The following is a 25393-nucleotide window of genomic DNA, read 5'->3' as shown; positions in this document are numbered from 1 at the left end:
AAAGAGGGATGTTATATAAGTCAAACTTTGACTTATATAACATCCCTCTTTTTATTTTTACGAACAGTATCGTAGTAAATAAAATTATATCGAACTCAATTTTAAATATATAAATGTTTCGACAAAATATATTGATAGAAGTTGATGACAATAGCAACTTTTATAATGAAATGAAGTAATTTCAAAATGTTTTTAGGATGATCGCATTTTTGCATGTTCACAAAGTTGTCAGAAAATAAACGGAATTTTCATATGAAGTTCAAATAGAATTCACAACAATCAATTATTATAAGAACAACCAGATAATTCTTTATCTTTTATATAAACCATCCCCCAAGGAGGAAAATGAAAATGCGAAAAAAAGTGCGAAAATCTTTTAAACAATTATTAATTGAAAATAAACAATCACTATTAAATAATAAAGAAAATATGAAAGAAATTGAAGAGAGAATTGAGCAACGACATGTAGCATATAGTTGTGCCAATAATTAAATAAAATAAAAAAGATAGCCTTTAAAGGCTATCTTTTTTATTTTATATTGAAAAAAACTCTATTCCTCTCTTTAATTTTGTAACTATGCAAGATATTTTTATAGTGTTTTTCTGTCAATATTATTCATTTTTCGAGGTTGTAATTGGTATATATCAATTTTGAATATTTACTATTCAAAATATTGGAAAAAATGTTACAATACATTCAAAATTACGCTATAAAATCATTTTAATATGAAAAATTGGAATGAAAAGAAAGGAGAGGAATATGAATAATGGTGTCGCTTTGAAATGATTATTATCATTTCAGTAGGAGTTGATGTAAAACGATGGATAGGTATGAAGAACTGGATTCTATACGAGGAATTTCTTCATTGATAGTAATGATTGGCCATCATTTAATGATTTTTTCAGTATTTCAAAATTACAGTTATGAAGATAATAAACCATTTTTTATTTATCTATTAAAAGAAACACCTGCTCGTCTAATTTTTAGTAGTGGTAACGAATCTGTTATTATCTTTTTTGTTTTGAGTGGATTTGTTTTGTATAGATCCATTCAAAAAAACTACGATAGCTATGGATCATTCCTTTTAAAGCGTATAGCTAGAATCTATATTCCATATATCGTAGCAATAAGTATAGCTATTTTATGCCAGAATACAATGAGTAAATATGGTATTTCTAATTTAAGTGAATGGTTTAATCGCTCATGGACGATTGAAAGTTCTTTAAGCTTAATAGCGCAACATATTTTATTGATTGGGAAATATAATACAGATGCATATAACGGCGTAATTTGGTCACTTGTTCATGAAATGCGAATATCGATAATTTTTCCGTTAGTTTTGATGGTTTGTTTACGAAAAACGTTGAGGTATTCATTATTGTCATTGTTTAGTTTTAGTATATGTTCTGTCGTGATTTTATTTTTATTTCACTCAAGTTTAACATTAACTAGTTATGCATTAACTCTGCATTACACAGTGCTATTTTTACTAGGAGCACTAGTTGCGAAATATAAAAATAATTTAATAGTTTTTTATAGTAATCGTACTAAAAATGAGAAAATTGCATGGTTTTTATTTGCGGTTTTACTTTATATGTATGAAGGGCTTGTTGGAGAAATTAATTTGCTTAATAATTTTATATTTCGAGACTACGTAGTAGCGATAAGTGCATGTTTATTTGTCATATTAAGCTTGTCAGTATCAACTTTGTCATCCTTGCTACGTAATAAATACTTGTTATATTTGGGGAAGATTTCTTACAGTCTTTATTTATACCACATCATATCTTTATTTTCCCTAGTGTATATGCTTCATGAAATATTTCCGTTACCTATTGTTTTAATGTTATCGCTCATTCTTTCGTTTATACTAGCAATAATTTCTTATTTGTTTGTAGAAAAATTTGCATTCAGGATCGGAAAGTATATAACAAAGCAATCGAATTTAGAAAAGAAAAGACTATCTGTAGAAAGTGAGTTGCAGGATGTCATTCAAACAAAGGCGGTGAAATAATTGAAGCAAGAAATTAGTATGAAGGATTTTCAGCAGCTATTGAAAAGAAGAGTAGTAACAATTATTTTGACGATGTGCTGTGTAACAGTTTCTTTAATTCTTATTTCTATGTATGTATTAAAGCCTTCGTATCAATATTCAACGCAAATTCTCGTTGGGAATTTAGATGGGTTTAATAAGGAAAATGCAGTGAATAAAACACAGGAAAATAAGCAACTTGTAACGTCGTATGTTGATATATTAAAAAGTCCACTCATTATTTCAACGGTTAAAAAAAATTTAAAATTAGAGCAATCAACTTATGAATTAGCACAAAAAATTTCAGTGGTGAATATGGACAACTCACAAATCGTTACTGTCACAGTAAAAGATTCGGATCCTACAATCGTCAAAGAAATTGTAAAGTCATTGGCAGAACAATCTCAAAAAAGCTTTCAACAGTATACGAATGTACAGGGGATAAAAATATTAACTGACCCTGAGTTACAGGAAAAAGCTGAAAAGTTGTTTCCAAAATTTCAACTTATCATTCCTATCTCTTTAATTGTTAGTTTTTTTGTTGGGATAGGTTTAGCTGTATTTCGAGATTATTTTGATGAGCGTATATACGTGGAACAAGATTTAGAGAAAATAACAACAGTATCTGTTATTGGTCACATAAATATGAAACCGAAAAGAAAAAAGAAATCTACAGAAGTTGATGCGCAATCATCTATATATCGAGGTGAACATGCCGATGTTTAAGACAAAGAAAAAGCTGCCATTTAATCCGCATGATGCTCTAATGAAAGAGCAGTTTTATACGGTGTATCACGAGTTGAAAAAATCGGGGAAACAAGTGTTCACAGTTACTTCAACGAAGGATAGAGGTGTTATCGCGTCGCTTATAGTAAATCTAGGGCTAGTGTTTGCAGAGATGAAAAAAAAGGTGTTACTTATCGATGTGAATTTTTCTGATCCTAAACTACATCTACTATTACAAAGCAATTATACGAAAACAGTGAACGATATAATAAACGATTCCCCTTGTAGTTATGAATCTTTTTCTAGTAATTTATCTAAATACTTATATTGTATTCCTGCCCAAAAAACAGTACACACCGGAACACCTTTAGTTGCTACGGATGAATTTGATCATGTAATTGCGAAGTGGAAAGAAGATTTTGATTACATTTTCTTGTATTCCTCTGAAGTATTTGAGCTTCCTGCTACGCACATGATTGCAGGGAAATGCGATGGAGTGGTCTTAGCAGTCAAAAAGAGAAAAGATTCCCTACGTACGGTGCAAAAAGTGATAGCAAATATAAAGAGGAAAGAATGTGAATTAATAGGTATAGTTTTATATTCTTGAATGTGGGGGTAACGATCTATGATTCGTGAAACAAACCAAGCCAAGTTGTATACGATTCCGGCTCAAGAAAAGACCAGTATTTTGAATCGAAGTATAAAGCGCTTGTTTGATATTATATTTTCACTCATATTGTTACTATTAACGCTACCAATTATGTTGTTCTTTTGTATTATGATTGCTTTCGAAACAGCAGGAGCTCCAATTTATTTTCAAGAACGTTTAGGGATTAATGGAAGGAAATTTAATGTATTTAAATTAAGGTCGATGGTAAAAGATGCTGAAATAAATGGACCACAATGGGCAAATGAAAATGATCCAAGAATTACTAAAGTTGGATCGTTTATAAGGAAAACGAGAATTGATGAGTTACCGCAACTTTTAAATATTTTAAAAGGTGATATGTCTTTTGTCGGGCCAAGACCAGAGAGAGAGTATTTTTATAAACAATTTGATACGTATATTCCAGAATTCAAGGATCGTTTAATAGTGAAGCCAGGGTTAACAGGATGGGCACAAATTAATGGAGGATATAATCTTAATCCGAAAGAAAAGTTGAAATTGGATATGGAGTATATTGAAATGAAAACGATTAAGATGGACATTCGGATTTTATGTAAAACCGTTTTAATAGTATTGAACGGTAATGGTGCAAGATAAATATATGTAAGTAGGTTGCTTGCAAAGGAGAGCCGGTATGGGTAGATCTATTTTAAATAATATTATCCATCTATTTTATAGCACAATTTTAGCTAATCTTCTTCAAGCTGTGAGTTTAATTGCTTTAGCAAATTTTTTAAATGCACAAAATTATGGGATGTTTAGTGTTGCTATAGCAGTGACGTTTGTTATGTTATTTTTTACAGATTTAGGACTTACAAATACGTTTCTTCGAGAAGGCGCAAAAGATGGAGTAGACTTAGAGACGATTTTATCGTCGTATATAAAAGTAAGGATGATTCTACTTATTTTTATTTCTATAATCGGCTATATTGCTATTCATTATATGTATGCGGATAGAAATTTGATTTATATGATGATAAACGTAATGTTTTTCATGTTAATAGGATTAACTTGGCAAAATATAGGGATTGCCTACTTTCAGCTGACGGAGCGTATGAAGTATATAGCGCTTATTAAAGTTGTATCAGCGGCAGTTGTCATTATCATTACATGTTTTTGTATTTTCGGAGAGTTACCAGTTTATATAACTGCTCGTTTATATGGATTTGGTTATATGATCGGTGGCGTATTCAGCATATATGTAATGAAAAGAAAGACGAGTATGAATATGAAAGTCGTAATTCATAAAGCGTTATTTTGGCAATTGACACCTTTTATTATTAGTGGTTTTTTAATAATGAGTACGCCACAATTAGCACCGATCTTACTTAACTATACATTGCCATTAAGTATGGTAGGTGTTTTCGCAGTGGCGTATCGGATGCCAGCAGCTTTATATCAAGTGCCAGGGGTGATTGCAGGTGCATTTTATCCAGTGCTCTTTAAGCATTATAATCAGAATAATTTAGAAGAGCATACGAAATTAAACTTACTTCAAATAAAATCAATGGCGATTGTGGGAATATGTATGACGATAGGTTTATATCATTTAGCGCCATACTTTATTTCTATATTTTTTCAGGAAGAATGGAGAAATGCAGTAGAGCCACTCCAAATATTATCATTTCTCATTGTGCTGCAAAGTTTAAATATTGCTATAGCTGACGGCTTAACAACGAGTGGACGTCAAAATAAAAGAACGGTTGTGCAATGTATAGCGTTAGTGATAGGTGGGGTTATGCTTTATAGCTTTAGTAGTATTGGTGGAGTGATAGGAGCGGCTTATGCTATGGTTTTATTTGAAATTGTGGCTTTAGTTGGGTATATAGCGGTAAGTGTAGTGAAGAAAAAAATTGTATTCCAAATTGTAATACCGTATACAATTTATTTTGGCGTAACTTTTATTGGAGTGCAATATATATTGCACACATATCATTTCATTGCGCTCGTTCTGAATACGTTAATCGTAGTAGTTGGTATATTCCTATATGATTATGAGCTGAAAAAACTTCTTCTTTCGTTTATAAGAAAAACACGCAAAAAGGATTATATTACGAAACAGGGGATATAGCCTATGGAAAATAATATGAAAATATCGATGAAATGGATTATGCTCTTAATATTATTTGTCATGTTAAGTAAATACAACATATATATTGGATTTTCGCTGAAGATATATATGATTTTTTTAGTCATATATTTTTGTTTAACAGTTAAAAACTTTCATATGCAAAAGCTATATTTTCATGAAGTTGTATTTTTGCTATTTTATTTCATCTATTGTTTCAGTGGAATTCTATCTATATATTTAAATGCTAGTATTCGTATGATTTTTGGTGTGCTACTTGTTTTAGGTTGTTATTTTATAATGAGAAATTTATTAGGAAATGTTGAAATAGCAACACTTGAATCATCTATTGTCTATGTAGGATTCATATTTAATATTGTAAGCCTAATACTGTATATAGTCGGTTTACAGCACTTTGGATTGTACGGTGGAGAAGAAAGAGAAATTTTTGCTGGACTATTAGTTGATAGAGGGTATCCAAGATTAATTGGTTTGCTAGATGATCCTAACATTTTTATTTTTTATAATACAATATTTTTTATGTATTATATGACAAACCTACATAATATGACGAACATTTTAGGATTGATTTTATGTGTTACGACAAGTTTATTAACTTTTTCAAGGGGAGGAATATTAGCACTTGTGCTTGTCGTTTTTGTATATGTATGTACATCTAGTTTTGCAAAAAAAATAAAAATAATAATGAGTTTACTAATGTTTGGTGTAGTGATTTTTTGTTTATCGAATAGTGTAATGGGTGGCCAATTGGATGACATATTGAATAAACGAATTTCTGATTTTTCGCATGATAATGGAAGTGGAAGATTTACATTATGGGAAGCTGCTTTTAAATATTATTTATCCAATCCATATATCGGAATCGGTGCGTTTAATTTTTCGAATTATTATGAGTTTCAATTTAACGAAAAATTATATGTGCACAATACATTTTTAGAAATTTTGTCTGAATCGGGTACAATTGGTTTTCTTTTATATAGCGCTTTTTTATGCATATTAATGTTCAAGTTAACGCAGTATACTTTGTTTCGTGAAAAACCGTATCTTTTATTAACTATGATTGCATTTTTATTTCAGATGATGTCATTGTCACTCATTATTAACGAAGCGTTCTTTTTATTTTTAGCAATGGTTGTAAAGTACATTTCAATATATGAAGGAAGGGGAAAGGTAGATGGTAAAATGTCTATCAGCACATAATAAGGCGCCTCATGTTTCTGTAATAACACCTTCTTATAATAGTATACGATTTATAGGTGAGACGATTTTATCTGTACAGAATCAATCATATGAAAATTGGGAAATGATTATCGTTGATGACGCTTCAACGGACCAATCTCTTGCAAAAATTAAAGAGATAATAGAAGGGGACTCGCGTATTAGACTATTATCATTAAAAGAAAATGTTGGTGCTGCTAAAGCTCGGAATTTAGCGTTTGAAGAGGCGAGAGGAAGATATATTGCTTTTTTAGATAGCGATGATATATGGTTGCCGCATAAATTGCAGACGCAATTGTTATTTATGGAAGAAATGAATGTGGCCTTTTCATATGCATCGTATAGTTTAATCGATGAAAACGGTAATGAATTAAATCGAGAAGTGAATGTACCGAAATCTGTTGACTATCATCGTTTGGCAGGAAATACAATTATCGGTTGTTTAACAGTAATGATTGATCGTGAAAAAATTCCGCATATTGAAATGCCTAGTGTCCAGCCGGAAGATACAGCGCTATGGCTAAACTTATTAGATGAAGGACATGAAGCGAAAGGAATACAGCAAGTGTTAGCGAAGTATAGAATTGTAGCAAATTCTGTTTCGAGAAATAAAATTAGAGCGGCTTTTCGGTATTGGAAATTATTAAGGGAACAAAAACGACTGAATGCATTGCAAATCTTTTACTATTTTAGTAAGTATGCTTTTCATGCCTATAGAAAAAATAAAATCAATGTAGTTGGGAAGACGCAATTATGAATATACTGTTGATGACAGATAAATTGATAACTGGGGGAGCCGAGAGTTATTTTTGTAAATTGGAAAGCAATTTGCGTGATGAGAAATTTACGGTTTATACAGCTGCAGGTGAGGGAGAACTATATGAATCTCTTACTAGAAAAGAAAATTTCATGTTACTTAGTCGATGGAATCATTTGAGAAATATTCATTACTTACGAAAAGAAATTTGTAAACGAAAGATAGAACTTATTCATGCAAATAGTTTGCGAATGGTATTATATGCCTTTTTAATTCAAAAGTTCATGAAAAAAAAGATAAAAGTCGTGTATACGAAACATAATGTAACGATATTAGAAAAGAAAATGCCAACTCTTTTTCGTTATCTTATAAATAAATATGTGAATAATATTATTACAGTAAGTGAGTTTGAAAAAAAAAATTTAATTTCAATGCATGTAGCAGAAGAGAAAATAAAGACAATTTATAACGGTGTGGATATTGAAAGATTTTTATTCCAGCAGAAAAAGACAGAATCTATTTATAAAATAGGGATATTAGCAAGACTATCCAAGGAGAAAAACCATCAATTATTTGTAAAAATTGCAAATGTGTTGAAAAAAAGAGATGACTTTTTGTTTTATATTGCTGGTGATGGACCAGAGAAAGAATCTATTATGAAAGAAATAGAAAAGTATGGATTGCAGCAAAGTGTAAAGATGTTAGGGAATATTTCAGAGCCGCATAGGTTTATAGGAAATATGGATGCCCTACTTTTATTATCTTTTCGTGAAGTGTTTCCAATGGTAGTAATTGAAGCAATGGCTACAGGAACACCGATTGTTTCAATAGATGTTGGCGGAATAAATGAAGCGGTAATAGATGGAGAATCAGGCGTTTTGTTATCTGAATATTGCGAATCTGAATTCGCAAGTGCGCTTGAGGAACTACAAGGAAATGAGGAAAAGGTGAATGGTATTAGACTGAAAGCACGAGAGAAAGCAGAGAGATATTTCTCATTAACTAAAATGATAGAAGAAACGAAAAGTATATATGAATTAAACAAATGACCGTGCAAGTCGTTTGTTTTTTTTATTATAGAAACTTTTAAGAGAAAACTCACATATTATATGAAAAAGGTAATATGAGGAGTGAATTTATTTTGTCAGAATATACTTCTTCCCAAGAAGATTGTGCACCAGAAAATAGCGTTCATATTAATTGTTTTGGAGCAGTTCCGAACTCAGGGAATGATAGCTCATTAGCAATTCAGCAAGCTATAAATTATTGTGTAGCGAACCGAATTTCGACGGTTAGAATTACAGGGGTAAATACGTACAAAATTGTAAAGCCGATTGTTATTAAATCAAATGTAAGGTTAGAGCTAGATCCTACTGTTACGTTGCAAATTGATGGAGATTTTAATGCGTTTGAACTGCAACAAAATGCGTCTATTACAGGTGGTACAGTTCAAGTTATAAATCCAGTGTTTCAATCTGCTGTCATTTATGTTTCCGGCTCACAACAAATAGAAGTTCCTAATTACTCTCTTATATCAAATATAAATATAATAAATGCAACGTCGTCATATAAAGGTAAGGCTATACACTTTTATTGTCAAAAAGCATGGGATTATATTAGTTTCTTTCAAGTTAACTTTATTCAAATTAAAAACTTTCAAACTGCAATACATTTGAAGACAGAATATATAGATGATATAAATACACCTTGCTGGATTAACGCAAATGTATTTCAATCTATATTTATTGATGGATGTCAGTATGGGATAGAAGTTGATGGAAACAGTGATTTACCAAATGAAAGTTCAGGAAATACGTTTCATGATATTCAAGTACAATGTAGACAGCAAACGAAAAAAGTCATTCGTTGTACGGGTGCCTATAATACATTTGATTGTATGATTTGGGATACGTACCGGATGAGTAGTGAACAGATTGTCATTGAATTTTCTGCTAATTCGCATCGTAACTACCTTTTTTCGAATTTACTTTCCACAACTATTGTAGATAAAGGACAATACAATGTTTGTAAGTCTACCTATGAAGAATCTCTTCGGATTCAGTTACCGATTACGTTAAATAAACCACATTTAATAGGGAACCAAGATGATATATTAGTAAATGCTTCGCAGAAGTATACTGTTAAGCAAGTAAGTGGGAAATTACCTTACGGGGGCAATCTCGCAAATTGCTTTAATTTAATAGATGAACAAAGTGTAAACTATATCGATGTTCCAGATAGTAATCCAGTTGTGATTGAGCTAGATTTTACGAAAAATCCAATCAAAATGTTGAATTGTTTTGGTATGTATTTTGGATGGGGAGAGAGTCCAAAGAAAATTAAAATTGAATATGCATTAAGTGCAACTGGAAATTGGGTTGTTGCATCGGATGTTCCATTAAATGTAGGCGATACAATTATATCGAATATGAAGGCGAGTCAACTATATAAAGTAAGAATTACATTGAGTGGTTATTCTCAAGACCATAAGCGTTTTCGGATTAATCGTATGTTTGCAAGATCGTCGATGGAAAATGGGAATGCTTGGTTAGCGACAACTGGCGGAAGAATGTTTGGAGATATTGAAATAGAAGCAAGTAAAGGTATCATTATGAAGACTGCTAGTGGAGCGAAATGGAAAGTAACGATTAATGAGGCTGGCCAGCTTATTACGACTAAAATAACTTGAGATGATGATTGGTTGTAAATGCTTGGACGAGTTATTAGGTAGTACGATAAAGGGAATAAAAAAGAGATTGTAATTTGGTTTCAACCAAACTACAATCTCTTTTTGTTTAAATTAACGCCACCAAATCCAAGTCCAAAAGTAATTTCGTATATTTCGAGGGGTAATGCGTATAAAACGTTCGCCGTCAAAGAAACAATTGAAATTTGGAAGTGTTTCATCAGGATTTTTTGGAATAAAGGTGACGATATTTTCGTTGCTTGTAACGGTTACTGTAATTGGTGGATCGGTAGGCGAGACTTGAAGTTGTAATGAAATATTGGCCGTATTTTTAAATTCATTATTAACAGGCGGACTTATCACTTGTACTGTGAATAAGACGATAATTGTTTCATTTGGTTCCAAATTAGTAGCGACTAGGAAACCGATATTTGGATTCGCTAGTGGAGAGCGTTCCCCATTAATAAAGACCGTTCCGTTCATAAATTGTAAACCTGCTGGAATGGTATCTTGTAACGAAACATTTGAAAGTGAAATATCAGAAGTATTCGTAATACGCACCGTATAATCAAAATACTGTTTTAAATAAGCCGAGCTGACGGAAGCGTTTTTCGTGACTGTTGTAGTTATAAATTGAACTGGTATACGAACGGTATTTGAATTAACAATAAAAGTAATAATTGGGTCTTGTGGTGTCAATTGGAAAGCTGCTGTAACTGTTGCGGAATTGACAATTGTATTGTTTGAAGGAATAGAAGTGACGAGAACTTTAAATGTTATCGTTGATACTCCACCTGCAGGTAAAGCGCCGATATTAATACCAGTGTCTGGACGAACATTTGGAACCGGAGTACCGTTAATTGTTACGCTGTTTTCTATAAATGTTGTACCAACTGGAATGATATCTAGGATAGAAGTACTGATTGTAGGAATTGGTGAATGATTTATTACTTCTAATGTGAAAGTTATGGTCTCTCCTGTTGTTACGATAGATTTATCAGCTGTCTTTTCAATGCGAACCATCGGATCAACTACTGTTGTTGTAACGGTATTTGTTTGTTTTGTAATTGTAATAGGCGGTTCATTCGGATCAATGGTAACAGTATAGGAAACAGAAGCATCGTTATTGATTGCAGATTGAAGAGTTGAAGAAGATATTGTTACTTGGAAAGTAATGATAGCAGATTCATTAGTAACAAGGTTTCCTAATGAAATACCAATTTCAGGATTTGCATTAGGCTGATTGATTCCGTTAATTGTAACGCTGCCCGTAACGAAGGCTGTATCTACTGGTACGGTGTCTATGACAAGAAGATCTTCAATCGTTACATTACCGCTATTCGTAATTGTGATTGTATACGTTACAGTTTGACCAGGTAAGGCATTCGTTACATCAACAGACTTAATAGCAAAGACATTATCATTTTGGACAGTTGTTGTGACGGTATTGGTTGTAGTGGTATTCGTAACGGGTACGTTATTTGGATAGACTATATAGTTAAAGGTAGTAATTGCTTTGTTGTTGAGTTCATTTGGTGTTGGGATAGAAGTCACAGATACTTGGAATGAAGCACTAGCATCTCCGCCAACAGTTATAGTACCAATTGGTATGCCGTTTACTGGATTAACTCCCGGAAGAGCTTCTCCGTTTACAATAACGCTATTTTCTATAAACGTAGTACCTTGAGGAATAATATCTTGAATGATTACATCATTTGCTGCAACATTACCAGTTTGATTGAGTGTAATTGTATACGTTAATGTGTCACCGACTGTTGCAAATGCACGGTCAACTGCTTTATTACTATTCAAATTCGCATGATTAATTGTTGTTACGGCAGCTGATGAAATAATAGTTTCTGTAATAGGTGGTCGATTCGGTAACGTGTATTGGTATTTAATTGTACTCGTGTTAGAGATTGGATTGGTTTGCGGAATCGAAGTAACCCGTATTTGAAATAGAATAGTTGCTGTCGTACTAGGCGGAATGTTATCAAGTTGTATCCCGTTAAGTGGATTGTCATTTGGACGAGCGGTGCCATTCACAATAACACTGTTCTCTATAAAGCTCGTATTTGCTGGGATGATATCAGTAACGTGAATGTTTTCTACTTGTATATTTCCATTGTTTGTGATGGAAATTGTGTAAGGGATGATAGTTTGTAGGTCAGCGTATTGGATAGGCGTTGTTTTTGTTGCAATTACATTAGCAGAAATAACTTCAGTGAAGGTAATATTACTAGTCGATACTTGTTCTTCCCCATTAATTGTATAACGAGAAGTGGATTGATTTTGAATACGACCGCTAGCTGGAAGAGCTAACACAGTAACGGAAAACGTGACTGGGATAGAAATGTTAGGAGCAATCGTTCCTACAAGTATACCAATACTTGGATTCGCGTTAAGCTGAGGAATATTATTTACTAAAACGCTACCGTCTATAAAGGTTGTTCCAACAGGAATATTGTCTGTAAATACAACAGCAGTAGCATCTGTATTTCCTATATTCGTTAAAGTTGTTGTATAAGTTAAAATGTCGCCAATCGTTACAGAAGTCGAATTAACAGTTTTCAGTGACACGATATCAGCATCATTAATTTGGACGAAAGTAGTATTGGAAGTAGTAGATTTTTGAATTGGTGCAAAGTCAGGATTGAAAATAAAGTCGTAGACGATGTTTGCAGTATTAGGCGTTGGATTTAAAGCTGGTAAATTCGTAACGGAAACTTGGAACGTTATTGTAGTCGCTTGCCCTGACGCAATATTAGGAATGAAAAAGCCGATATTCGGATCTGCTGCAGGAAGTACAGTGTTGTTAACTGTTACACTTCCCGGAATAAATACTGTTCCATCTTCTATAGTATCTGTAAAAAAGATGGAGTTAGTTGTAGTAGATCCGTTATTTTGAATGAATACTGTATATTCAATGGTGTCATCAATATTAGCTAATACTTTATTAACGGATTTTGTAGCGATAAGAATCACATCAATAAATTGTATATTTGTAGTATTGGAAGAGGTCGTTTCTGAAATTGGTGGTGCGCTTTGTTCCGGTTGATATTCATAGTGTATAACAGCGATATTATTAATAGTATTTTGTGTAGGTATAGAGACTACGTTTACTTGGAACGTAACAATAATCGTATTATTTGGAAGGATAATACCAAGATTGATACCGGTAATTGGATTTTCGTTAGGTCTTGGTATGCCATCTATAAGGATGCTATTTGGAACGAATGTGGTGCCAGCGGCAATTGCGTCAATTAGGAGAGTATTTGTAATAGGTACTGTACCAGCGTTTGTAACTGCGACTGTATAGGTGATGATTTGACCGATACGTGTAATAGATCTGTTAGCAGATTTAATTGCACTAACATTTGCCGTCCGCACTTCAGTATTTACTGCATTTGATAATGATCTACGCTGAATAATCGGAGAACTAGGGTCAATTTGGTATTCATACGAAGTGTCTGAAATGTTAATGACTGTGTTGCCCTCTGGTATATTTGTAAGTTGTACTTGGAATGAAATAGTGATTGTTTCATCTGGTTGTATCGTACCAAGAGTTACTCCATTTTGAGGATTTGCACCAGGCTGAATCACATTATTTATTGATAAGCTATCTTCAATGAATATAGTACCTTCTGGAATGTTGTCAATGAACACCGTATTGTTCGCTGGAACAGTTCCTATATTTTGTAGTGTATTTGTGTAGGTAATAGTTTGCCCAATGGCTACGAAAGTAACATCCGCCTGTTTAACAGAAATAATATTTGCATTTTGAAGTGATGCTGTAACGATATTAGAATTTGCAGAGCGATTCACTGGTGGTGCTGTAGGAATACTTACATATTGGTAATTTACAGATGATTGATTTACAATTTCGGTTGCAGTTGGTGGATTATTTGTTTGTACTTGAAATAGTATTGTTTTGGAACTGTTTGGTGGAATCGTTCCAATTGGAATTCCGTTTTCTGGATTTACACCTGGTTGAAGTACACCGTTAATTGTGACACTGTCGGGAACGAATGTAGTCCCAGCTGGAATAGAATCTGTAAAAATAATATTTATTGCGTCAACGTTGCCGATATTTTTCACTTCAGAAATATAAAGTATAGTTCCGCCAATATCTACAGTTATTGGATTGGACGTTTTTGTAACTGTCAATTGTGCTTGCACGAAATTTGTAATGACAATATTACTTGTAGATGTTTCAGTAATAGGCGGTTGTCCTGGGTCTGGTTGAATTGTATATGTTGTAATAGATTGATTTGTAATCGATTGTTGCGAGAATGAATCGTTAATAAGAATTTGGAACGAAATAAGGTGAGTAGCGTTTGCTACTAGGTTAGGCAAAGTAACACCTGCATTTGGATTTGCACCAAGTATAGCTGTTCCGTTAAGTGTAAAACTATTTTCTACGAATGTAGTCCCTTCTGGAAGCATATCTGAAAATATGAGATTAGTAGCTGGAATATTTCCGGTATTTTCTAGCGTTATCGTATAGGTCAAAATGTCACCGGTTGTTGCTTGTTGTGCATTGACAGCTTTTAAAGAAAGAACATTCGCATCCGAAATTTGTGTGAAAGCTGGATTAGATGTAATTGTTCGAGAGATGATAGGAGCAGTTGGATCGGCGATAAAAGTATAGTCAATACGGGCTATATTAGAAATTGGATTCACGCTTGGAATGGATTGAACGATAACTTGGAATGTGACGGTGACGATTTCTGAAGGTGCAATGGCGTTTAAGGAGATTCCTACGTTTGGATCAGCACCCGGAGCTGAAACGCCATTTATGGTTACGCTATTCGGAATAAATGCAGTTCCTTCTGGGACCAAATCTGTTAAAGTAACTGTATTTGCAGTTGTATTTCCGTTATTTTGAACGACTACCGTGTAAGTGATTGTACCGTCAGTAGATTGTACGAGAGAATCTGTATTTTTAATTACAGATAGCGATGCATCAACGACAGCTGTATTTACCGTATTAGATGAAGATGTTGCTGTAACTGGAGGTTGACTTGGGTCGACAATATAAGTGTAACTTGTAAGTGCTTGATTTATAATTGCTCCTTGCGGTGGAATAGAACTTGCAAGAAATTGGAACGTAATAGTAGCAGAATCACCTGGTGCGATAATACCAACTGGAATACCGAGAGTTGGACTTGCATCTGGAAGTGAAATCCCGTTAAGCGTGACACTATTTGGAACAAATAATGCCCCTTCAGGAACTCCGTTAATGAGTAATACAGAATTTGCAGGGAAGTTTCCAGTATTCGTTAATGTTGCTGTATACGTAATGATATCTCCGATAGATACGATTGTACGATTTGCTTCTAAAACAGTTGTAACAGTCGCGTTATTAATTTGTGTGGAAGCACTATTAGAAGTTATTGTGCCTGTAACAGGAGGAGAGGCTGGATTAACTATAAATTCGTATTGAATAGATGCAACGTTTGTAATTGGATTCGAAGGTGGAGTAGATGTAACTATGACTTGGAAAGTAACAGTTAAGGAACTACCCGCGTTAACGGTTCCGATAGTAACTCCGTTATTTGGATTTGCACCTGGAATGGTACTTCCATTTACAGTAAAACTATTTTCAACAAAAGTTGTTCCTGCTGGAATCGGATCTGAGAAATTTACATTCGTAGCGTTTGTATTGCCACTATTTTGAATTAAAACTGTATAAGTGATCATGTCGCCGATGTTTGCAAAGGCAGTATTAGCAGTTTTTACAGCTGAAAGTATTGCTGAATTAATAGAAGTAACGAAGACGTTCGTTTCCACATTGCCAGGCTGAGCCTGTAATGCATTTCCTACGTTATATTGGAAGTTCACAAATCCTAAGTTTTGGAGTTCAGGTGTGAACGTTGTTGGGTTGCTTACGATTTGAACTTGGAATATGATTGTTACAGTTTGATTTGGAATGATCGTATTTATGCCAATACCGTCAATGATAGAAGCAGATGCTAATGGAGTGCCATCAACAATAACTGATCCTGCAACAAATTGTGTCCACGATGGTATCGGGTCTGAGAAAATAACGTTATTAGCAGGAATATTTCCTGTATTCGTAATCGTAGTTGTATACGTAATCGTATCACCAATCGTTGCGAAAGCTTTATCTCCGATTTTAGTGGTAGTTAAAATAGCACTTTCAATTGTTGTTGTAACACTATTTGAAGTAATGTTTTTTGAAACAGGAGGATTAGCTGGATTGACGATATGTTGGAAACTAACACTAGCTTCATTGGTAATTGGATTTATAGGCGGAATTTCATCGGCACTAATATGAAATGTTACGATGACAGACTGGTTTGGCGCGATATCACCAATTGGAACGCCTGTAATTAGGTCTGCATTTGGGATGGTAGTTTCGTTAAGTGTAAAACTATTCGGTTCAAAGGAAGTTCCGTCTGGAATTAGGTCGGTAAAAATAACATTCGTCGCACTAACATTTCCACTATTTGTAATCGTAACTGAGTAGACAATATCTTGCCCAATATCTACTGTTTCCACATTTGAATTTTTTTGTGCAGTAAGGATAGCGCTATTAACTTGTGTTGTCGTTGTATTAGATTGATTAGAAGTTGAAATGAACGGCTGATCTGGATCAACAATATAACGGTAAGTGGTAAGAGCCGAATTAGAAATAGGATTGTTGATTGGGAGGGTTGAAACGATGGCTTGGAATGTGACAATCGATGTGTTTCCACCATTAATTGAACCGATATTTACACCAGTAGATAAATCAGCGTTTGGAATGGTTTGCCCATTAACTGTGAAACTGTTTGGAACGAAACTTAAATTGCTATCAAGTATATCGATAACGGTAACATCAGTTGCAGCCACATTCCCGGTATTAGGGAGGTTAAGTGTAAATGTTATTGTATTACCAACATCCGCAAAAGTAAGGTTTGCTATTTTTGTACTAATAATAGTTGCATTGTTTATTTGAAGAAGCGTAGTGTTAGAACTAGCTGTACTTGAAGCGGGAGGATTAACAGGATCAACAGTAAACTCATACGTCGTTGATACTGTATTTGGTGCAGGATTAATAGGTGGGATGCTGTTAACTGTAACTTGAAATACGATACTATATATTTCATTTGGTGGAAGTGTTGCAAGTAATACACCGGTATTTGGATTCGCGCCAGGTTGTAAAACACCATCAACAGTTAATGTGTTAGGAACAAAGGTGAGTCCGCTCGGTAATACATCTGTGAATACAATGTTGGCTGCATCTGTATTTCCTATATTCGAAATAGAAGTAGTGTAAAAAGCAGTTTGCCCGACGTCTATAAAGGATACACTTTCGTTTTTCGTCATGGATAATATAGCTTCCTTAATTTGCGTTGAAACAGGATTGCTAATTGAAGTTTCTGCATCAGGCGGTGAGACTAATTGATACGATGTTGATGAGAAATTTACAACTGGGTTTTCGGCTGGTAATGACGTTACAGTAACTTGGAATGAAACTGTTACTGTAGTCCCAGCTGTTATAGTCCCAATATTTACACCGTTCGATGGATCCGCACCGCTTTGGGGAATGCCATTAATAGAAAAAGAGTTTGTAATAAATGTAGTTCCGCTTGGAATTGTATCAGTGAATATAACATTTTGTGCGGCGGAATTTCCGTTGTTTGATAGAGTGACGGTATAGGTGAGTGTGTCTCCAATACGACTAAAGGATTTATCGACTTGTTTTAATGAAAGAATGGTAGCTGTGTTAATTGTAGTGAACACTGTGTTTGAAGTAACATTCCTTGAAACAATAGGGGCATTAGGGTCAGCGATAAATGTGTAAGAAGCACTAGCCGAATTGGCAATAGGATTTTGAACAGGAGTAGAAGTAGCGGTAACTTGAAATGCTATTGCTATTGAGCTGTTAGGAGCAATTGATCCAATTGTAATACCTGTATTAGGATTAAGACCAAGTTGTGTGATGCCATTTATTGTGACACTATCCGAAACGAACGTTGTACCGTCTGGAATAAGGTCAGTGAACGTAATATTCGTAGCATTTGTATTTCCACTATTCGTTAAAAGTGTCGTATAGGTAATAGTATCACCTAGTGTTACAAGTGTTTGATCAACTGATTTAATCATCGTTATCATAGCATCTAATACAGGGTTTGTAACAATATTCGTTGAAGTAGAAGTTGTAGTAGGAGTTCCGCTTGGATCAACAGTATAAGAATATAAAATTGTATCGTTACCCATAATCGAGCTTGAAGGGGGCACAGAAATAACATTTACTTGGAAAGTAACGGTTACTGTTGCGCCAGAAGCGATATTTGGTATAGTTACTCCAAGTGCTGGTTGTGTACCAAGCTGTTGGATGCCATTTACTGTGACCGAATCTGGTACGAAAGTAGTGCTAGGAGGAATGGCACTTGTAAAAGTTATATTTGTAGCAGGTGTATTTCCTGTATTCGTAATCGTAGTTGTATACGTAAGTGTATCACCGACGGAAATAATAGATTTATCAACAGTTTTTGTCGTAATTAATATTGCACTATTAATTGTTGTTGAAACTGCATTAGATACATTCGTTTGTGATACGGCAGGTTGGCTAGGATCGACCACATGTTCAAATTGCACAGAACTAAAATTCGAAATTGGATTTATACTCGGAATGTTTGTAACAAGTACGTTTATCGTAATAGCAACCGTACTACCAGGGTTTATATTTCCAATCTGAATCCCACTAGCTGGATTCCAAATTTGTTGAGTGCCTAATTCGTTTATAAGAGTTCCAGAAATAAATGTTGTTCCGTCAGGTAACATATCAGTAAATATCACATTTTGTGATGTTACATTTCCAGGATTGCTTAATGAAATTGTATAAGAAATTGTATCTCCAATTGTTGCAAAAGTTTTATCTACAGATTTAATTGCCACAATTTCCCCAGAATTTATTTGTGTCGAAACAGGATTGGATGTCGTACTTCTTGAAACGAGTGGTAAATTAGGTCCTGTAATAAATTGGTAATTAATAGAAGCACCGTTTACAACTGGTGAATTTGGCCCTCCAGGTCCGATTGTAAAAATAGGATTTGGAATACTCACTACTTGCACACGGAAGGTGACGTTTATAAAATCTCCTGCAATAATATCCCCAATTGGTATCCCATTCGCTGGATTTACCCCAGGTAATAAAACCCCGCCTACTCGAACGCTATCTTCTATAAATATTGTATTATTCGGAATTGAATCTGTAAAAATGATATTAGTAGCAGTCGTGTTCCCTATATTATCTAATAAAACAGTATACGTTAAAAATGAATTTCCAGGTGCGACGTCAGAAAAGATACGGTCCACACTTTTCGTTGCTTGAATAATTGCTTCGTTAATTTGCACTAAAGTTGGATTACTTGTAGCTGTTTCTGTCACCGGTGGCTGGGTAGGGTCAACAATGATAGAATATGTCGTACTGGATTGATTCAACGTAGGATTTGTAGCTGGTATTGAGCCAACGATAGCTTGAAAACTAATTGTTGTCGTTCCTCCAACTGGAATTGAATCTAAAGAAATTCCGCTATCTGGTCTAAATCCGAGTTGTGGGATGGTATTAATTTGTACGCTATCAGGAACGAATGAAAGTTCAGGTGGTAATATATCGATAAAAACAGGTGTGTTTGCGGTAGTATTTCCGCTATTAGTGAGGGTAGTTGTATACGTAATTGTATCTCCAACAGCAGCAAATGCACTGCTTGCAGTTTTTGTTGCGATTACGGAGGCTGTATTTACTTGCGTAAAAGTTTTATTGGATTGAACTGTTCGTGAAACAGGCGGTTCATTTATATCAACAATAAAGCTATATTGAAGCGATGATTTGTTAGGAATTGGATTAGGGTTTGGAAGAGTTGTAATATTTACTTGAAAACTAAGTGTAACCGATGCATTTGAATTCAAGTTACCAATAGTAATACCGTTTTGTGGATTTGCATTTGGGATGGTTACACCATTTATTTTAAAGCTATTTGGGACAAAAGCGGTACCGTTTGGAATTGTATCTGTAAATACAACGTTATTAGCAGTAGTATTTCCGGTGTTTGTAACAACTGAAGTGAATGTAATTGTATCTCCAATTGTAGCAAAAGTTGTACTAGCATTTTTATTTATTACTAAAGTAGCATCAACAATCGGTGTAACTGTCGTGTTTGTTACGGTACTACCAACAGCTGGTGTTTCGGTTGGATTCACTGCATATTCGTAGTTTACAAGAGCATTATTCGTTAAAGTTCCACTAGGTGGAATAGCGAGGATTTTCACTTGGAATGTAATGAAAGTAGTGCCTCCTGGTGAAATATCGTCTAAATGAATACCTAATGACGGGTCTAATCCAGGTTGGGAAACGTTATTTATCGTAACGGAATTTGGGATGAAGGATGCGCCTGGTCCAAGTCCATCTGTTAAAACTGTAGCACTAGCAGGGATATTTCCTGTGTTCGTAACTGCAATCGTATAAGTAACGATATCTCCAATTGCAGCAGTCGGTGTGTTCACTGATTTTGTAGCGATAATCGTAGCGTTATTAATTTGAGTTGTTATTACGTTACTTAACGCATTGGAGGATGTTGGAGGTAAGTTAGGATTTACGACATATTGGTACGTTGTGTTACTTTGGTTCGGGATAGGGTTCGGATTCGGAATGGAATTTACTTGCACTTGGAAAGAAATTATCGTATTTACATTCGGATTTATTGGATCAATTGCTATGCCATTTGCTGGATTTGCATTAGAGAGCGTAGTACCATTTACTGTTACGCTATTTGGAATAAAAGATGTCCCGCTTGGAATGGTATCTGTAAATACTATATTTGATGCAAGTGTGTTCCCATTATTCGTTAAAGTAGTCGTATACGTAATAATATCATTTACGTTCGCAAACTGTTTATCAGCAGATTTTGCAGAGGTAATCGTAGCGTTATTAATAGCTGTTTGTACAGTGTTAGAAGCAACCATCTGCATGATGGCTGGTTTGGATGGATCGTACGTGTATTGGAATGTAGTGCCTGATTGATTCGTAATTGGATTTACAGCAGGAATAGTTGGTACAAAAACTTGGAATGAAACGGTACGTGATGAATTTGCCCCAATCGTACCGATCAAAATGCCGTTAGCAGGATTTGCATTTGCTATAGGGACACCGTTAATCGTTACAGTATTAGGAAGGAAGATGGTACCATCTGGAATGATATCTGTAAACGTTACATTAGTGGCAGGGAGATTGCCGTTATTCGTTAAAATTGTTGCATAAGTTATGACATCGCCAACATCAGCGAAATTTGTACTTGTTAGTTTCGTAGCAACAAGATTTGCGGTGTTAATTTGTGTCGTTACGATATTGCTAGTGGCATTTCTAACAACAGCAGGTAAATTTGGATCTGCGATAAAGCTATATTGTAGTGCAGCACTATTTTGAACTGGATTTGGTGAAGGTAAACTATTTGCACTAATTTGAAAAACAATGGTTGTAATTCCACCTGCGGGAATTGTCCCAACTTGAAGACCAACACTTGGATCAGCACCTAGTTGTAAAGCGCCGCCTATAAAAATACTATTTGGTACAAGAGTCGTACCAGGAGGGAGTATGTCGGTAACGACTACATTATTCGCTGGAGTATTCCCAGGGTTAGCTAAAGCAATTGTATATGTGATTGGTTGCCCAACATCAGCAATAGTTAAATCTACCTGTTTGACAATAACTACATTTGCTAAATTAATTTGTGTGCTTACAGTGTTACTTAAAGAGGTTTCTATAGTTGGTGGATCGCCTGGATTTAGAATAAAGCTATACTGTGTACTAGATGAATTTATTGTTGGATTTTGTGTAGGTAAAGCAGTGACGGTTACTTGATAAGAAACAGTAATTTCACCGTTAGCAGGAATGGAAGGTAACGGAACACCGACGTTTGGATCAGCGTTATTTTGGAGTACACCATTAATAAGGAAAGTGTTTGGAATAAAGGTAGTACCGTCTGGATTCGTATCAACGAAAGTAGGGCTATCAGCAGTAACACTTCCTGCATTCGTTAAAAGAATAGTATAAGTTAATACATCCCCAACAGTAGCAAACGCTCGATCCACTGTTTTTGCTGAAATGACATTTGCATCGTTTACTTGAGTAAATGTAGTGGTTGAAGTAGTGTTCTTACTTACAGGTGAAGCGTTTGGATCCACGATAAAGTTATAGGAAATAGAAGCGCTATTTGAAATAGGATTAGGATTTGGAATGCTAGTTATTAATACTTGGAATGAAGCTGTAATTGTAGTATTTGCATTGATGCTACCAATATTGATGCTAGCTGGTGTAGCACCTGGCTGAGCAACATTGTTAATTGTAACACTGTTTGGTACAAAGGCAGTACCATTCGCAATTGAATCGGATAGTACTACATTGTTCGCCGCAACATTTCCATCGTTTGTAAGAGCAAAGGTATAAGTTAATACATCTCCAACTTCCGCAAATGTTTTATCTACAGACTTCGTAGCTTGAAGGTTTGCTAGTCTAATTGTTGATGTAACAGAATTAGAATTTGCTGTTTTTGAAGTTGGTGGCAGACTTGGATTTACACTATATAAATAAGAAACGAAAGCATTATTAATGATAGGATTTTGGGCGGTAATATTGATGACTGTTACTTGGAAAGAAAGTGTAAAAGTAGCTCCGCCAGGAATTGTGCCGATAGGTAAAGCAACGAGAGAATCTACATTTTGCAAAACTCCATTTAATGTTACAGTACCAGGAGTCAATATCGTTCCATTTGGAAGTGGATCTGTTAGTTGCACGTTAGTTGCAGCTGTATTTCCACTGTTTGTAATAAGAATTGTATAACTGATTGTTTCGCCAATTGTGGCAAATTGTTTGTTTGTTGATTTTGTTAATGTTAAATTCGCGTTGTTAATTTGAGTGAAAACAAGATTAGAAGAGATGTTTTTTGTAATTGGTGATTGGCTAGGATTGACGGTATATTGATAAGAAGCGCTTGATCCATTAGATACGACATTTGACGCGGGTATTGTGTTTACTACTACTTGAAAGGAAACATTTTTTGTTGTGCCAGTTGGGATAGATCCAATGTTCACACCGTTAGCAGGATTTGCTCCAACTTGTGTCGTTCCATCTATTGTTAAACTGTTGAGAACAAAAGTTGTTCCAGTAGGAATGACATCTGTAAAAATAACATTGTTCGCATTCGTATTACCTGTACCTGTAAAGGAAACAGTGTACGTTAGCGTATCACCAATATCTGCAAAATTTTTATCTACTGCCTTTGCCATAGTTACAGTAGCGTTATTCACTTGAGTAGATACAATATTCGTCGTATCAGTCCCGCTTACTGCCGGTTGATTTGGCACAGGAATGTATTGATATGTTGTTGAGCCACTATTTAATATTGGATTTGTTTGGGGGATAGAAGGAACGAATACTTGAAATGAAACAGTAGTCGTAGAATTAGCAGCAATGGTTCCAATGGATATACCATTAGCGGGATTCGCTCCAGCTTGAATAACTCCGTTAACAGTTACACTTCCCGGAATGAAAGTAGTCCCGCTAGGAATCGGATCCGTATATATAACGTTCGTTGCAGCGATATTTCCTACATTAGCTAAGGCAATACTGTAAGTTAACGTTTCGCCAATATCGGTAAATATTTTGTTAACTGATTTTGTGCCATTAATATCTGCGAGGTTAATTTGTGTTCCTGCAGAGTTGCTTGTGGCAAGACCATTAAAAGTCGTTCCTCCGGCGATCGGTGTATATTGAAATGTAATATTAGCAGTGTTAGAGATAGGGTTTTGGCTTGGAAGAGAAACGACAGTAGCTTGAAAAGTTACTGTACGAGAAGCGTTATTATTAATGGTTCCAAGAGATATACCAGCAGCCGGATTTGCGTTTGTTTGCGGGACATTATCTATCGTTACAGTCCCAGGTATAAAGGAAGTACCGTTAGGGAGAATGTCTGTAAAAATAACGTTATTGGCAGGAAGAAGTCCAGTGTTAGGGATAGTAACTGTATAAGTGAGAACGTCTCCAATTGCAGCGACGCTTTTATTCACGCTTTTCGTTGCTTGTATATTAGGAGAATTTATGTTGATTTGTAAACCGACTGTATTCAACATATACGCGTCTCCGTTAGTTGTTAAACGGATTGCGGCGGACACTTGAGAATTTGTTAAATAAGGAGAAATATCAATAGAAGTAATGTCCCAGCCCTGTCTCCCAGCAGAGATGTTTGTGCTTGTAGAAGCACTTTGATTTCGTGTTCCAAATGTCCCAGTTGTATCTAAATTTCCGGCAGCATTATTAACTTGAGAACCGAAGAAATTATTTACAGCATTATTTGGCCCAGATAATGCATTTAATGAACTGAAATTTGGTCCAAATAATGCTTGATCCCCAGTTAAATCAGCATCCCCTTCAGTAGAACTTATAAATAATCTCCCGCTTACAGGTCCTCCGGCAGGTGTTAAAAACCCTGAGACAGATACATCTGCACTACCAGTTTCTACAGAAACGCGGTTACCAGCTACGTAAATTGTTAAATTTCTTGCGGGTAAGGAACCGTTTTGATAAGCGACAATGAGCGTCCATCCAGAAGAATTGATAGCTCCGTTAGAAGCATCCAAAGGATCAACAAGTCCAGGGACAGAGCCGGTTGTATAAGAGCCAGATCCTCCAGCTTGAACGAGGGATGTTACATCTGCGGAACGTGTATAGAATCCAAATGTGACAGATCCAGAAACGAATGTTTGATTAGAAGCTGTAACGGTTGAAGGGGTAATTGAGTATGTTGACACAGGTGTTGTAAAAGAAACGGGGTTTCCTAATACACTCGTAATGTTTTGATCACGAGATAAGTAGTTGCCACCCCAAATAAGTTCTGCATAAAGAATAGTACTACCAGCAGGGATATTTAAAAGAGCGGTAGAACTATTTTGTGTATAGTTTAATGTTGTACCAGCAGGAAAAGTCGTTACTTGTAAAGCAGTATTCGTAGTTACGAATGCACCAATTGCCCCGATTGTACCAGCACGGTTTTGATTACTAATTTTACTTAACCCGAGTGTATTACCTGTAATTGCGAGTGCGCCGTTAGTGGTGGTAGAAAATCGATTCGTAATGGGCATGTTGTCACCTCATTTACAATATAGTCTTGGTCAAAATAGGATATGTGTGTGACAGATAAAGTGAAACATG

The 25393-nt window shown here is 35.0% G+C and carries 11 protein-coding genes; 10 read left to right on the top strand and 1 reads right to left on the bottom strand.

Features of this window, described 5'->3' with window-relative positions:
- Positions 1–351 precede the first annotated feature (351 nt).
- The 10 genes from FS802_RS05990 to FS802_RS05945 all read left to right on the top strand — a co-directional run bounded on the left by FS802_RS05990 (position 352) and on the right by FS802_RS05945 (position 10179).
- Complete coding sequence (locus FS802_RS05990; RefSeq protein ID WP_098089068.1) at positions 352–492, top strand: FbpB family small basic protein; 141 nt, start codon at positions 352–354, stop codon at positions 490–492.
- Between the two features lie 329 nt (positions 493–821).
- Positions 822–2015, top strand: a complete 1194-nt coding sequence (locus FS802_RS05985) for an acyltransferase family protein (protein ID WP_098089069.1) — start codon at positions 822–824, stop codon at positions 2013–2015.
- The gene (locus FS802_RS05980) at positions 2016–2759 is read left to right on the top strand and encodes a YveK family protein (protein ID WP_098823026.1); all 744 of its coding nucleotides are present in this window, start codon (positions 2016–2018) and stop codon (positions 2757–2759) included.
- Positions 2746–3366 carry a CpsD/CapB family tyrosine-protein kinase gene (locus tag FS802_RS05975; protein ID WP_142346841.1) on the top strand — a complete coding sequence of 207 codons (621 nt, stop codon included), beginning with the start codon at positions 2746–2748 and terminating at the stop codon, positions 3364–3366. The genes FS802_RS05980 and FS802_RS05975 overlap by 14 nt, the downstream gene beginning before the upstream one ends.
- 18 nt (positions 3367–3384) lie before the next feature.
- Positions 3385–4023, top strand: coding sequence for a sugar transferase (locus FS802_RS05970; protein ID WP_098115419.1), 639 nt, complete (start codon positions 3385–3387; stop codon positions 4021–4023).
- A gap of 37 nt (positions 4024–4060) precedes the next feature.
- Positions 4061–5497, top strand: a complete 1437-nt coding sequence (locus FS802_RS05965) for an oligosaccharide flippase family protein (RefSeq protein ID WP_142346842.1) — start codon at positions 4061–4063, stop codon at positions 5495–5497.
- A gap of 3 nt (positions 5498–5500) precedes the next feature.
- Positions 5501–6715: an O-antigen ligase family protein gene (locus FS802_RS05960; RefSeq protein WP_000429854.1), complete on the top strand. Its 1215-nt coding sequence runs from the start codon at positions 5501–5503 to the stop codon at positions 6713–6715.
- Complete coding sequence (locus FS802_RS05955) at positions 6690–7490, top strand: glycosyltransferase family 2 protein (protein ID WP_000237689.1); 801 nt, start codon at positions 6690–6692, stop codon at positions 7488–7490. The genes FS802_RS05960 and FS802_RS05955 overlap by 26 nt, the downstream gene beginning before the upstream one ends.
- Entirely contained in the window at positions 7487–8539 is a 1053-nt protein-coding gene (locus FS802_RS05950) for a glycosyltransferase family 4 protein (protein WP_098653834.1), read from the top strand. The genes FS802_RS05955 and FS802_RS05950 overlap by 4 nt, the downstream gene beginning before the upstream one ends.
- A 92-nt stretch (positions 8540–8631) precedes the next feature.
- Positions 8632–10179, top strand: coding sequence for a glycoside hydrolase family protein (locus tag FS802_RS05945; RefSeq protein WP_141545916.1), 1548 nt, complete (start codon positions 8632–8634; stop codon positions 10177–10179).
- Between the two features lie 111 nt (positions 10180–10290).
- On the opposite strand, the gene FS802_RS05940 is transcribed toward FS802_RS05945, so the two are convergent.
- On the bottom strand, positions 10291–25323 hold the full coding sequence (locus tag FS802_RS05940; protein ID WP_098823028.1) for a DUF11 domain-containing protein: 15033 nt from the start codon (positions 25321–25323) through the stop codon (positions 10291–10293).
- Between the last annotated feature and the right edge of the window lie 70 nt (positions 25324–25393).

Origin of the sequence: Bacillus sp. DE0042 (genome assembly GCF_007680225.1) — a bacterium.
In the GTDB taxonomy this organism is placed as follows: Bacteria; Bacillota; Bacilli; order Bacillales; family Bacillaceae_G; genus Bacillus_A; species Bacillus_A wiedmannii.
This window is presented reverse-complemented; position numbering and strand designations above follow the sequence as displayed.

Excerpts from the sequence above, each read along its gene's own strand:
- FS802_RS05955 (WP_000237689.1), top strand. The coding sequence starts at position 6,690 with ATGGTAAAATGTCTATCAGCACATAATAAGGCGCCTCATGTTTCTGTA.
- FS802_RS05940 (WP_098823028.1), bottom strand. The coding sequence starts at position 25,323 with ATGCCCATTACGAATCGATTTTCTACCACCACTAACGGCGCACTCGCA.
- FS802_RS05950 (WP_098653834.1), top strand. The coding sequence starts at position 7,487 with ATGAATATACTGTTGATGACAGATAAATTGATAACTGGGGGAGCCGAG.
- FS802_RS05965 (WP_142346842.1), top strand. The coding sequence starts at position 4,061 with ATGGGTAGATCTATTTTAAATAATATTATCCATCTATTTTATAGCACA.
- FS802_RS05985 (WP_098089069.1), top strand. The coding sequence starts at position 822 with ATGGATAGGTATGAAGAACTGGATTCTATACGAGGAATTTCTTCATTG.
- FS802_RS05975 (WP_142346841.1), top strand. The coding sequence starts at position 2,746 with ATGCCGATGTTTAAGACAAAGAAAAAGCTGCCATTTAATCCGCATGAT.
- FS802_RS05960 (WP_000429854.1), top strand. The coding sequence starts at position 5,501 with ATGGAAAATAATATGAAAATATCGATGAAATGGATTATGCTCTTAATA.
- FS802_RS05990 (WP_098089068.1), top strand. The coding sequence starts at position 352 with ATGCGAAAAAAAGTGCGAAAATCTTTTAAACAATTATTAATTGAAAAT.
- FS802_RS05970 (WP_098115419.1), top strand. The coding sequence starts at position 3,385 with ATGATTCGTGAAACAAACCAAGCCAAGTTGTATACGATTCCGGCTCAA.